We start from the raw sequence: 12,266 nt of genomic DNA on the forward strand, positions 1-12,266 counted from the left end.
AGGAGCGAGAATATGAAATTAATATTTCCGTATGACAATGACAACATTTATACAGGCACTCCGATTGAGCTTTATCCGGATTCTGAGACAGGAGATTATTTGATGCCGGCTAACGCTGCGGACTTTCCGCCGGAAATAAACGGCGAAGGCATGTGGCACCCATTTTTTGATGAAGAGAAACAAGAATGGGTGGAAACGGCTGACGAAGCATATAAAGACAGCTTAAAAAAAGATACGGCGCCCGATTCAAACCAGCTTGCAGGCCTCGGGGGACAGCTGGCGAATGAGAAATTGGCCAGAAAAGCAGCCGAACAGGCGCAACAGTCACTCGGCAGGCAATTAGCGTCTTTAAAATTAGAATTATTAAACGTAAAAGGAGAATGAAAAAATGAAGAGACTTAACTTTTGGGTTTACGCTTTGTTTTATAAGTGGGCCTCAATAGAAATGGTAAAACAAGCTATGGGCTATGATGACTGCTCTGCCGAAGATCTGGCGGAAGGTGTGGCCGCGAAGTATATCACGCCTGAGGAATTTCAAGAAATAACGGGTGAAACATACGAAAATTATAAAAATGCTGTGTCATAAGCCAAACGGCTTTTTTTATTTGTCATTTTTAATAAATGAGAAAAGGAGGACGGCCGATGAAAAAGCATTCATTTGAATTTCCCGCCGATCAACTTGGCAGACCCGGCGCAGTAAAAGCTTATCGCGGTAACAAAAACGATTATGTCACACCGGTTGCTGATTTGTCCGGAATGGCAGAGCTTCTTACCAATACGCCGCTAGAAGCGATTGAAGTTTACAGCCAATTCGGACAAGACCGTTTAGGAGCCGTCTTAATAGACAGAGCACAGGGGTGGGCTTATTCGGACCGCAGCGGAACTCTTTTTATCGAAGAGAGTGAGGACAATAATTCGTGGACGGCTTCACATTCTCTCGCAGTAAAAGGCGGAGTGCTGACCACTTCGGGGTGGGTCTGCCTGACAAAACGATATTACCGGTTCCGTTTTGAAAATGGAAATCAAAAGCAGTCCGAATTTGTTTTATACCAATCTGTCGGGACGGGCGGCGATATGGCGTTTTCATATACAGACGTGATTTTTCATGAAAATGCAGCAGAGGCGGGCGAGGGAAGCATCTTCTCGGCGGGCGCTTGGAAAAAACTTCTCGTCGAAATCACCGGCACGGCTGAGTCGGGCCATGTCGCGTTTTGGGGGAGATCCATCTCGGGAAAAAACGTGCCGATCAGAGGAATCAGGTCTGATGACGGGACATCAGCCGCCGGTACGTCAGGCACAGACGAAGTGTGGTCATTTGATATTGCCGGCTTTAAGGAAATCGTTATGGAAATCCAGAGCATTTCCGGCGGGAGCCTTTCTGTCAAAGGCACGGCATTTTCTTAAGAATGAAACTTCCGAAGGGAGGTGAGAACAATGTAAGAGGGGGGAGCGGAAGTGCTTCTGGATGAACAAGCGGTGCAAAAAGAATTCGCAGGCATCAAAGGTGAACAAAAGGTGCTTGAACAGCGGGTGGCCGCATTAGAGCGGGTATCAGACCGGCAGGATCAGCAAATCATGACGCTGAATGAAAAACTGAACAAAATTGACGAAAACACAACATGGATTAAGCGGACCATTACAGGAGCGATCGTGACAGCAATCTGCACGGGCGTCATTGGCGGAGCCATCGCCATCATGTACAATCTGCTGCAAAAGTAAGGGGGAAACCGATATGAAATTCGCGGACAAAGGCACGGTCGTCAGGACGGTGCTTCTTTTGCTTGCTTTATTGAATCAAACTTTGCTGATGTTCGGCAAATCGCCGCTGAATATTCAGGAGGACCAGGTCAGCCAGCTTGCAGATACGCTGTATGCCGCCGGGTCGGCCGTTTTTACAATCATAACGACTGCCGCCGCCTGGTTTAAAAACAATTACGTTACAGCAAAAGGGAAAAAACAGCAGGCTTTATTAAAAATAAACAATTTATCGAAATAGGAGAGATGAGAATATGGTAAAAATCACACAGGATTTTATCCCGGCAGGAAACAATAACCGCCCAGGCTATGCAATGACACCGATTTACATTACGGTGCACAATACAGCCAATACTGCAGTCGGAGCTAACGCCAAAAGTCACGCAAGCTATGTGAAAAATCCCGATACACCGACAAGCTGGCATTTCACAGTCGATGATACGGAAATTTATCAGCATCTTCCGCTGAATGAAAACGGCTGGCATGCCGGTGACGGAAACGGGGACGGCAACCGTAAATCCATCGGTATTGAAATTTGTGAAAACGCAGACGGCAACTTTTCACAGGCCGTGGCAAACGCCCAATGGCTCATCCGCACATTAATGACGTCGCACGGCATCCCGCTTGCAAATGTCGTTGCGCACAAGCATTGGTCAGGAAAGCTTTGTCCAAGAAGACTGTTGGATACATGGGATGAGTTTAAAGCGGGAATCGGTTCTGAGGAAAGACAGACGTATACCGTCCAAAAAGGAGATACGCTGTCGGCGATCGCGCGGAAATTCGGCGTCAGCGTGGCCGATCTGCAGAAATGGAATAACATCGCTGACCCGAACCTGATTAAAGTCGGACAAGTACTGATCGTCAGCCCGCCGGTTGAAGCACTGTATTCTCTCCCGGACGAGGTGATTCAGCTGACAGAGCCGTACACGTCCGGTGAAAAGGTATACCAGCTGCAAAACGCGCTCGCCGCGCTTTATTTCTATCCTGAAAAAGGAGCTGTCAATAACGGAATTGACGGTATCTACGGTCCGAAAACCGCAGATGCCGTGGCCCGCTTCCAATCTGTAAACGGACTGCCGTCTGACGGCGTCTACGGTCCCGCTGTAAAAGCGAAAATTCTGATGCAGCTTTAACAAAAAAGGCTGAGTCCCGTTCACATTGCGGGATTCAGCCTTTTTTCTTTTTTAACCGGTTCAATAGCCCGAGATTCCTCGCCCGCATCCTCAGCGAATAAGCGGAAAGCCCGAAGCGTCCGTAATCCACAAACTTTACGCGCCTGACAATTTTCTTCACATCATCACCTGTCGCATCTCTTTGTTGGTTTTATTATATGAAAGATAAGGAAAAAAGGAATAAGGACAAGAGCCGTGTCTCCTGTCCTTAGTGTAATCAAGCTTTTTTTTGTTTATACTTGTCAATCAGCCGCTCGTTTTCTTTGAAAATTCTGGCGGTATGAGGGCTGACCTGGTAACTTGCGATACTTGTCATTGAACGTTTTTTAAACATTTTGAACGGTTTCGCTCTTTGTTCCGGCTGCCCGTTTTGAAATGCCTGCTCCATTTAACCGTCACCTTCCTCTTCTATTGGCAGCATTAAATCATAAATGCTCGTTAGCGATGTGAAAAGCAAATAATCGAATTCCGTCAACAGGTTTTCCGACGTGAGTTTGATCACGTAATGGCGGTTCTGGACTGTAAACGGAATAAGCACAAGCCTGCCTTTTTGATCATAGTAGACGTCTTTACGGTTAAGACGGGACTGAACGTCTGCCGCATCAGGCATATGCTCCGTCAAGCGGTCCTTATCCGATTGTGCGGAATAGTCGCACAAGGAAGCCGTGACATTCATTTTTTCGGCATAAGCGGCCAGCAGTCTGCTGATGCCTTCCGCATAAGCTTCTGTACTTCCATAATATACATGGATCGGTTCATTTTTCAACAGATATTGATAGGTTTTCAGTTTTTCAAGATAGGAGTGAAGCATTTCGTTATTTTCTTCTAAAATTTCCCGCGTATCCGTCTCTAATTCATTGCCGGCGAGCTTTTTGATATACGCGCTCAAAAAGATAAACGCATCAATAAGGGCAAAGCAGACGGCAACAATCAAATATTGTCTCCATGCGGCAAAGAGCGATTCAGGATCATATGTCCAATAGACCATGGAGCCCAGTACAAATAGTAAATACCACGTTTTACGGATGGCAAACATTTTTTCTTTTACCTTTGCCTCATACCGCCAGGATGCGTACACATATAAAATGAGTGCGGCCGCCATCGTCCACACCATGATCTGAAAAAACAAAAGCATGAGCATCCCTCGCAATTTGAAAAATGGTCTGCTATGTTCATTCTATGTCATGACATCATTTTCCTGTCACAAAAAAAACCGCTTCTGTAAAGAAGCGGATGTCATCAGAAAAAGAGATCTAGGATGAAAAAGGCGATGGCGCCGAGTGTACCTGCAATCGGCAGGGTGATGACCCATGTAATGAGCATCCGTTTAGCCGTTCCCCAGTTCACGCCTTTTACGCGGTGGGAAGCGCCCACACCGAGAATGGAAGACGAAATGACGTGCGTCGTGCTGACAGGGAGATGAATAAACGTAGCCCCGAAAATAATGGCTGCGCCGGTTAAGTCGGCAGATACGCCGTTTACCGGACGGATTTTCATAATTTTTCCGCCGACGGTTTTAATGATTTTCCAGCCGCCGATGGATGTGCCGAGACCCATTGCCAGGGCACAAGAGAGCTGCACCCAAAAAGGAATGGCATCACTTTTATGTAAATTGGCCGTCATAAGCGCCATCGTAATGATACCCATCGCTTTTTGCGCGTCGTTCGTTCCGTGTGTATAGGACTGAATGGCAGCCGTCAAAATCTGCACTCTGCGGAAGCGTTTATTTGTTTTCGCCAGATTGCTGTCTTTAAAAATCAGCTTCACGATCGAATATACGATAAAGCCGAGAACAAAGGCGATGATCGGCGATAAGATAAGTGCTTCGATAATTTTAATGAACCCTTTATAATTAAGCGTCGCAAAACCTGACGCTGCAATGGCCGCTCCGGCGATCGCTCCGATAATCGCATGTGAAGAACTGCTCGGAATGCCGAAATACCATGTGACCAAGTTCCAGGCGATTGCGGCGAGTAGAGCCGCAAGAATGACAACTGACCCATTGTCTAATGTATAAGGATTCACAATGTCCTTTGTAATGGTTTTCGCCACACCGGTAAATGTCATTGCTCCGAGAAAGTTCATGATGGCGGCCATGACGATTGCGTGCCGCGGCTTCAGCGCTTTTGTCGAAACTGAGGTGGCGATTGCGTTTGCGGTATCGTGAAATCCGTTAATGAAATCAAATACCAAAGCGCATATGACAATTAATATCGTTAAAAGTAATAGAGTATCCATTATAACCCCTCGTTACGCGTTTTTCATAATAATGGTTTCAAGGTTATTGGCAACGCTTTGACAAGAGTCGGCAATTTCCTCAAGCGTTTCGTAAATCTCGCGGTACTGAATCACTTTAATCGGATCGGTTTCTGTGCCGAACAGATTTTTTAATGATTTACGGTGCAGGTTATCACAGCTGTGCTCGTATTCCTTAATTTTAATGGCGTGAGGGTGAATGTCCTTCAATCGGTTTTCTGCAAGCAGCTCAATCGTGATTAAAATTTCCTTCGCGCACTCTCTGATGTATCCACTGAACTTATCGATATGCTCATCGGAAGAAGTGATCGAGAAAATCTCCATCATTGCTGAAAAATGTTCGATTCCGTCAAGCACGTCATCGAGGCTGTTTGTCAGCTCAAGGATGTCTTCACGTTCAATGGGAGTGATAAAAGCTTTGTTCAGCTCTTTAATCATGACATGAACATGATTATCTCCTTTTGTTTCAAACTCTTTTAACGTATCGGCAAATTCCTTTAAAGTCGTCTGGTTCGTCACTTTAAAGTTGACAAAGTATTCTGCGGTTTCGTCTATATTTTTTGCGATTTCTGTTAAAAGGAGTGAGAACTTATCTTTTTTTCTTTTTATCATTAAAAACCCTCCATTGTTTGAATGAGACAATGCACACATCAAATTATTATATAGCCTTTTGTCGAAAAAAAACAGATAAAGTCGAAAAAAACGCCTCTTGATTTTTTCGTAAAAACGTGTCTCATCCTGTTTTTCTTATGTTACCCACTTCGCCAAAAAAACGTAACATACTTCGAATTCAGACATCTTGCTTAAAAAGTATAACAAAAGATGTGAATTTGCTGTCAACTTTTGCACGTGATTTTGCCAGAAAAAAAACGGCTCCCGTAAAAGGAACCGTTTTTATCAGTTTTTTCTGCCGTTTTTCAGCCAAAAATAAAGCGGCAGCCCGGCGAGGCCGATCAAAAGGGACAGCGCGCAGCTCAGTGTATCTGTAATGATCGTGCTGATCAGCACAAACAGTGAACCCGCGATGGCCAAAACAGGAATGATCGGATACAAAGGCACGCTGTAGGCGCGCGGTTTTCCGCCGCTTTTTTTTCTGAGGATAAACACGGCGAAAAAGGCCATGACGTAAAAAATATAAATCATGAAAATAGAGATTTCAGACAGCTTATCGGGATTGCTGGCGATCATAAAAATAATGGCCAGCGCGATCTGAAATGACACGGCAATCCACGGGGTGCGGAACGTCGGATGCACCCGCGAAATCTGTCCGGCAAACGGCAGCTGTTTCCGTTCCGCCATCGCAAACGAGACACGCGGAAAAGCGAGAATCTTTCCGTTTAAACAGCCGAAGATGCTGACGATGATTCCGACGCTGATCAATTTTCCTCCGATGTCGCCAAACAGCATTCCGGCAGCGGTGCCGGTCGCATTTTCACCGAGTTTGACGATATCGGTCGCAGGAAGAATGTGCAGCAGCGCAAAGTTAATGAAAAGATAAATGGCGGTGACGACCAAGAGTCCGCCCGTCATCGCTCTCGGGAGCAGCTTTTCCGGATTTTTCATTTCGCCGCCGAGCGCCGCAAGCAGAATCCAGCCGTCATAAGCAAACAAGGTGGCCAGTATGGCAGCGCCGAAATTCATGTCCGACATGCTGCTTGTAACGGCTGTAAAAATATGCTGATCGCCTTTCCAAAGGCCGAACACGATCATGCAGATAATCGGAATCAATTTGCCGACAGTCGTAATTCCCTGTACGATGCCGCCATATTTCGTTCCGATAATGTTAATGATGCTTAAAAACAAAACGGCTGAAATCCCGATCAATTTAGACCAGCCGGAATCCCAATTGAACAAGTGCGCCATCAAAGAGCCGAAATACAAGCCGATTGCTCCGATAATGGCGGGGCCGTAAATGATAATTTGAACCCATCCGCACAAAAAGCCCCAAAATTCGCCGTACACTTCTTCGAGATATGTATAAAGTCCGCCCGTTTTCGGGATCTGAGTGCCGATTTCCGCAACGGTCAAGCCGCCGGCAAGCGTCAAAATGCCTCCTAACAGCCACGCGATAAGCGCGGTTTTCGCATCACCGGAGTAGGCAAGCACGGCGCCTGGTTTCATAAATACGCCGGAACCGATGATGGTGCCGATAACAAGTGAGAGGGCGATGGTAAGGCCGATCTCTTTTTTAAGTCCGTTTTCTTCAATCTGCATATCCTTTCCCTCCAGATGTAAAATCGTCATGCTGAAAAAACTATTTTCCATATTGTAAACCCTAATTGCTGAAACACGAATAAAATAAATTTTCTGATTTTGTCGTTTTGCCTAAAAGATAAAGGTTTCTGCTTTTGAGAAGGAAAAAATACCGTTTTAAAAGCGAACATTAATGGTTTTTTTATATTGAAGGTTCGTTATTTAGGAAACGGCAGTCTGCAGACCGTCTGTGAAGCAGATGGGTTGACTTTACGATCCGGATAACATAAATTGTATATATAAAATATCTCGAAATCGAGATAATTGACTGGAGGATAACATAATGAAAGTTAATGGAATACACCATGTATCAGCATTGACGGCTGATGCGCAGAAAAATTTAGATTTCTATCGGAACATCCTGGGACTGAAGCTTGTGAAAAAGTCCGTAAACCAAGATGAACCGACGATGTATCATTTGTTTTACGGTGATGAAACAGCCAATCCGGGATCTGAATTGACGTTTTTCGAGATTCCGCGGATTGCGCCGTTTCATGCGGGGACAAACAGTATTTCTTCAATCGGCCTGCGTGTCCCGGATGCACAAGCGCTGCAATATTGGAAAAAACGATTTGAAGAGCACCAGGTCTCTCACAGTGAGATCGTGAAAATAGCGGGCAGGGACACACTCGCTTTTCAGGATCATGAAGGACAGCGGCTTGTGCTGACAGCTGACGAAAAAGGAAAAGACATCGGTGAAGCGGTGAAGCAAAGCGGCATACCGGAAGAATATTCTTTCCGCGGTCTTGGTCCTGTTGAATTGACCGTCCCGTATGCAGAACCGACGCTGCGTGTGTTAACCGATGTGCTGGGCTTCACTGAAATCGGGAAAGAAACGCATGAAGACCGGGGCACGGTTACGGTGCTCGAATCCGGAAACGGAGGCGCGCGTACAGAAGTCCATCTCATTGAAAGAAACGATCTTCCGCGCGAGCGTCCTGGAAAAGGCAGCGTGCACCATGTGGCCTTCCGCGTTCAGAATGAAGAGGAGCTTGCTTTATGGCACCGCATCATTACGAAAGAAGGTTTCAGCAACTCAGGCATTGTAGAGCGTTATTATTTCAAAGCGCTGTACTTCCGGGAACCGAACGGAATTCTGTTTGAATTGTCAACGGACGGTCCGGGATTTATGGTTGATGAAAAACCTGAAGAGCTAGGCAAAACGGTTGCGCTCCCGCCTTATCTCGAACACCGCCGTTCTGAAATAGAAGCGCGGCTGAAACCGATTCAGTAAATCAGAAATCATGACAGATGCCTCCCGGCTTGACGGGGGCATCTTTTTTTGCTTTTTACCCGTTTTGTCATTCTTTTTACCTATTTGTAAACGGCAAAATAATTGTCTTTGTTTATTAATAAATTTTTCACATTTGGTTGTTACACTTGTTCAAAGTTAAACAAAAGGAGTGAAAACACAGGTGAAAATGAAAAAACGCGAGATAGACGCAGTCTTAATTCTCATTTTACTCGCTTCCGCATTCTTGAATATGTACAACATCTGGAATGACGATACGGTGAATCCTTATTACACCGCAGCGGTAACGAGTATGCTTCAAAGCTTTCATAATTTCTTTTACGCTTCATTTGACGCAGCCGGGTTTATCACGGTAGATAAACCGCCTGTTACATACCAGATACAAACGATCAGCGCGCTGATATTCGGTATGCACGGGTGGAGCGTCATCCTGCCTCAGGCATTGGCGGGTGTAGGTTCAGTTCTATTCATGTACTTATTAATAAAGCCGACGTTCGGAAAAACGGCGGCGCGCATCGCCTCATTTGTCATGGCGTGTACACCGATCGCAGTAGCGGTCGCGCGGACGAACAATGTCGATGCTTTACTGGTCTTTTTCCTCTTGTTCGCCACATGGCTTCTCTTTAAAGCGATCAGAAAAGGCAGACTGATCTGGCTTTTGGCGGCATTTTTTGTCGTCGGAGCAGGCTTTAACACAAAAATGCTTCAGGCTTATATGATTTTGCCGGCCTTCTTGCTGTTCTATATGATTGCGGCAAACACCACGATTAAGAAAAAAATCATTTCATTGGTAAGCGCGTTAGCCGTTTTAACAGCTGTTTCATTGTCATGGCCGCTCATTGTTGACAATATTCCTGCCAGCAAAAGGCCATATGTCGGAAGCAGCCAGACAAACTCCGTATTGGAATTGGCTTTCGGATATAACGGGATTCAGCGGCTGACAGGGCAAAGTTCCGGCGGCGGCCAGGGCGGGCCGGACGGAAACGCATCGAAAGAGATGTCTTCTTCAGGCGGTTCTTCACAAATGCAAAAACCGCCTGGCCAGTCTTCAAGCAGCAGTTCAGCAAGCGGAGACAAATCACAAAACGGCAGTATGACGGCACCTCCATCTAACGGGAAAATGCCAAGCGGCGGTCAAGGAGGCCCTTCAAGCGGCGGAGATGGCGGCGGAGGAAAAAGCGGTGCAGGCACCGGCTCGAAAATGCAATCAGGTTCAGGAATGTTCGGAACGGGAACCCCTGGTCCGCTGCGCCTTTTCCAAACGGAATTATCTGATCAGATCAGCTGGCTCCTGCCGTTTGCGATTTTTGGAATGGCCGGTTTATTGATCGCCGGGGCGAGAGAAAGAAGACGATTATCAGCAGAACAGAAGGAAACGATCTTTTGGGCAGCGTGGCTTGTGCCGATTGCCGGATTCTTCAGTGTCGCAGAATTTTTCCACCATTATTATCTCATTATGCTGGCGCCTCCGATCGCGGCACTTGTCGGTGCGGGATGGGTCGCCCTCGTTCATCTGTACCGCAAGCAGGCGGGATGGAAAACGTGGCTATTGCCGGCCGCTATTCTTGTGACAACCGGATTTGAGCTGTTTATCCTCAGAAACTACAATGATCAAATCGGCGCAGGCTGGAGCATCGGAGCAGGCGTTCTCGGCGCAGTGGCAGCAATCGCCCTGTTCGTATTCAAACAGCGCCAAAAACCGCTCAGTTACTATGTTTCACTTGCAGCCCTTCTCGTCTTAATGGTCATGCCGATTTATTGGGCGAGCACACCGCTTCTGTACGGAGGCAACAGCTCATTGCCTGAAACAGGCCCTCAGCTCGCTTCAACAAGCGGAAAAGGCATGGGAATGGATAACGCATCTGTCAATACAAAACTGATCAACTATTTAGAGAAACACAACGCCGGAGCGGACTATCTATTTGCTACAACCGATTCCAACACGGCGGCACCTTACATTATTAAAACGAAAAAAGCGGTCATGGCGATCGGCGGATTCAGCGGGTCTGACCCGGCCATTACGCTGACTCAATTTAAAAAGCTCGTAAAACAAGGGAAAGTAAAATACTTCTTAACATCCGGAATGGGCAAAGGCGGAAATAACGATATTGTACAGTGGGTTGAGAAAAACGGAAAGAAAGTATCTTCAGATAAATGGCAATCAAGCACAGATCAGAAAACGAAAAATCATGATGCAGCTGATACAAAAAGCAGCAAGGTCGCGGGTAAAAACAGCCGAATGAGCGGCGGGCCGGGCGGAATGAATCAGTCAGCTTCACTATACGAACTTCAATCTGATGAATAGGAGGAAAAAACATGAGCAGACATATTCAATATTCAATAGTCGTCCCGGTTTATAACGAGGAACTCGTCATTCAGACAACCTATCAGCGCCTGAAAGAAGTGATGGATCAAACAAAAGAGCATTATGAATTGATCTTTGTCAATGATGGAAGCAAAGACCGCAGTATTGAGATTTTAAGAGAGCAAAGTCTGATTGATCCGAGAGTGAAAATTATTGATTTTTCCAGAAACTTCGGACATCAGATCGCGATCACAGCGGGTATGGATTATGCAGAGGGGAATGCAATCGCCGTCATTGACGCCGATTTGCAGGACCCTCCTGAATTAATCCTTGATATGATTGAGCAGTGGAAAGAAGGCTACGATGTGGTGTACGCCGTCAGAACGAAACGAAAGGGAGAAACCTTTTTCAAGAAACAGACGGCCTCTATGTTTTACCGGCTGCTGCGGAGCGTGACTGATATTGATATTCCGCTCGACACCGGAGATTTCCGCCTGCTGGACAGAAAAGTCTGTGATGAGATGAAAAGATTAAAAGAAAAAAATCCTTTTGTCAGAGGACTCGTCAGCTGGGTCGGCTTTAAGCAGACTGCTGTAGAATATGAACGAGATGAGCGGCTTGCGGGGGAAACGAAATACCCGCTTAAAAAAATGCTGAAGCTTTCCATGGACGGAATCACAACGTTCTCTCATAAACCGCTCAAGGCGGCAAGCTATGCGGGAATGATCATGTCCGGAGCGGGTTTTCTCTATATGTTTATCGTTTTATACATGAAGCTGTTTACGAACAGCACCATTACGGGCTGGTCCTCTCTGATTGTGATACAGCTGTTATTCAGCGGCATTGTTCTATTAATGCTCGGAATGATCGGCGAATATATCGGAAGGATTTATGACGAAGCAAAAGACCGTCCGCTCTATATCGTGCAAAAAGCGTACGGCATGAAAAACGAAAAGATTTATCGGGACCAGCATATGTCTTAACCGAAACACCCTGTCCGGCCAGCGGACAGGGTGCTTTTTTTATTCATCTGCGGCCGGTCTGCGTGTGCAGAGAGCGCATGATCAGTCCGGTTCCCGAAAGGTTCAGTAAAATGCTTGCGCCAAGCGTCATTCCCCAAGCAGCGTTTTGCTGAGGAAGCTGAATGCTCAGCTGCAGCAAGATCAGGCCGGTAACGACCAGCAAAAGTCCGGTTTGTTTCATGTGTATGTATCCTCCTTTGTACACTAAGTCATACGGCTGATCCAGGCCTGAAGTTTCATCTGTATATAAA

16 protein-coding genes are annotated in these 12,266 nt (G+C 46.2%); 9 read left to right on the plus strand and 7 right to left on the minus strand.

All coding sequences use genetic code 11. The features are described from left to right. Positions 1 to 12 precede the first annotated feature (12 nt). The 6 genes from MY7_RS05310 to MY7_RS05335 are packed head-to-tail and all read left to right on the plus strand — an operon-like array spanning position 13 to position 2,888. A complete protein-coding gene (locus MY7_RS05310; protein WP_007610831.1) occupies positions 13 to 384 on the plus strand; it encodes an XkdW family protein in 372 nt (123 codons plus the stop codon). 4 nt (positions 385 to 388) lie between these two features. Further along, positions 389 to 586 (plus strand): XkdX family protein, encoded by a 198-nt coding sequence (locus MY7_RS05315; protein ID WP_007610833.1) that lies wholly within the window; start codon positions 389 to 391, stop codon positions 584 to 586. A 56-nt stretch (positions 587 to 642) separates the two neighbouring features. Beyond that, positions 643 to 1,404 carry a hypothetical protein gene (locus MY7_RS05320; protein WP_029325867.1) on the plus strand — a complete coding sequence of 254 codons (762 nt, stop codon included), beginning with the start codon at positions 643 to 645 and terminating at the stop codon, positions 1,402 to 1,404. A gap of 51 nt (positions 1,405 to 1,455) precedes the next feature. Then, on the plus strand, positions 1,456 to 1,719 hold the full coding sequence (locus tag MY7_RS05325) for a hemolysin XhlA family protein (protein ID WP_003154815.1): 264 nt from the start codon (positions 1,456 to 1,458) through the stop codon (positions 1,717 to 1,719). 13 nt (positions 1,720 to 1,732) lie between these two features. Continuing rightward, complete coding sequence (locus MY7_RS05330) at positions 1,733 to 1,996, plus strand: phage holin (protein ID WP_003154813.1); 264 nt, start codon at positions 1,733 to 1,735, stop codon at positions 1,994 to 1,996. A gap of 13 nt (positions 1,997 to 2,009) precedes the next feature. Beyond that, positions 2,010 to 2,888, plus strand: coding sequence for an N-acetylmuramoyl-L-alanine amidase (locus MY7_RS05335; RefSeq protein WP_007610836.1), 879 nt, complete (start codon positions 2,010 to 2,012; stop codon positions 2,886 to 2,888). A gap of 34 nt (positions 2,889 to 2,922) precedes the next feature. On the opposite strand, the gene MY7_RS19875 is transcribed toward MY7_RS05335, so the two are convergent. From MY7_RS19875 to MY7_RS05360, 6 genes are all read right to left on the minus strand, one after another. After that, complete coding sequence (locus MY7_RS19875) at positions 2,923 to 3,048, minus strand: hypothetical protein (protein ID WP_003154809.1); 126 nt, start codon at positions 3,046 to 3,048, stop codon at positions 2,923 to 2,925. Positions 3,049 to 3,144: 96 nt separating this feature from the next. Further along, positions 3,145 to 3,315, minus strand: a complete 171-nt coding sequence (locus MY7_RS05340) for a type II toxin-antitoxin system SpoIISB family antitoxin (protein ID WP_003154807.1) — start codon at positions 3,313 to 3,315, stop codon at positions 3,145 to 3,147. After that, positions 3,316 to 4,062, minus strand: a complete 747-nt coding sequence (locus MY7_RS05345; protein WP_007407256.1) for a type II toxin-antitoxin system SpoIISA family toxin — start codon at positions 4,060 to 4,062, stop codon at positions 3,316 to 3,318. It lies immediately after the preceding gene. A gap of 104 nt (positions 4,063 to 4,166) precedes the next feature. Continuing rightward, positions 4,167 to 5,165 carry an inorganic phosphate transporter gene (locus MY7_RS05350; protein ID WP_007610840.1) on the minus strand — a complete coding sequence of 333 codons (999 nt, stop codon included), beginning with the start codon at positions 5,163 to 5,165 and terminating at the stop codon, positions 4,167 to 4,169. Positions 5,166 to 5,177: 12 nt separating this feature from the next. Continuing rightward, positions 5,178 to 5,795, minus strand: coding sequence for a DUF47 domain-containing protein (locus tag MY7_RS05355; RefSeq protein WP_003154804.1), 618 nt, complete (start codon positions 5,793 to 5,795; stop codon positions 5,178 to 5,180). 285 nt (positions 5,796 to 6,080) lie between these two features. Further along, positions 6,081 to 7,397: an APC family permease gene (locus tag MY7_RS05360; protein WP_007610842.1), complete on the minus strand. Its 1,317-nt coding sequence runs from the start codon at positions 7,395 to 7,397 to the stop codon at positions 6,081 to 6,083. A 322-nt stretch (positions 7,398 to 7,719) separates the two neighbouring features. On the opposite strand from MY7_RS05360, the gene MY7_RS05365 reads away from it, so the two are divergent. The 3 genes from MY7_RS05365 to MY7_RS05375 all read left to right on the plus strand — a co-directional run bounded on the left by MY7_RS05365 (position 7,720) and on the right by MY7_RS05375 (position 11,976). Beyond that, positions 7,720 to 8,670, plus strand: a complete 951-nt coding sequence (locus MY7_RS05365; RefSeq protein ID WP_007610844.1) for a ring-cleaving dioxygenase — start codon at positions 7,720 to 7,722, stop codon at positions 8,668 to 8,670. 181 nt (positions 8,671 to 8,851) lie between these two features. Then, complete coding sequence (locus tag MY7_RS05370; protein ID WP_007610845.1) at positions 8,852 to 10,993, plus strand: glycosyltransferase family 39 protein; 2,142 nt, start codon at positions 8,852 to 8,854, stop codon at positions 10,991 to 10,993. An 11-nt stretch (positions 10,994 to 11,004) separates the two neighbouring features. Beyond that, a complete protein-coding gene (locus MY7_RS05375) occupies positions 11,005 to 11,976 on the plus strand; it encodes a glycosyltransferase family 2 protein (protein WP_007610846.1) in 972 nt (323 codons plus the stop codon). 43 nt (positions 11,977 to 12,019) lie between these two features. Here the strand turns inward: MY7_RS05375 and MY7_RS19735 are convergent, their stop codons facing one another. Then, positions 12,020 to 12,196, minus strand: coding sequence for a hypothetical protein (locus MY7_RS19735; RefSeq protein WP_014417532.1), 177 nt, complete (start codon positions 12,194 to 12,196; stop codon positions 12,020 to 12,022). Positions 12,197 to 12,266 lie beyond the last annotated feature (70 nt).

This window comes from Bacillus sp. 5B6, assembly GCF_000259405.1.
Classification (GTDB): domain Bacteria; phylum Bacillota; class Bacilli; order Bacillales; family Bacillaceae; genus Bacillus; species Bacillus velezensis.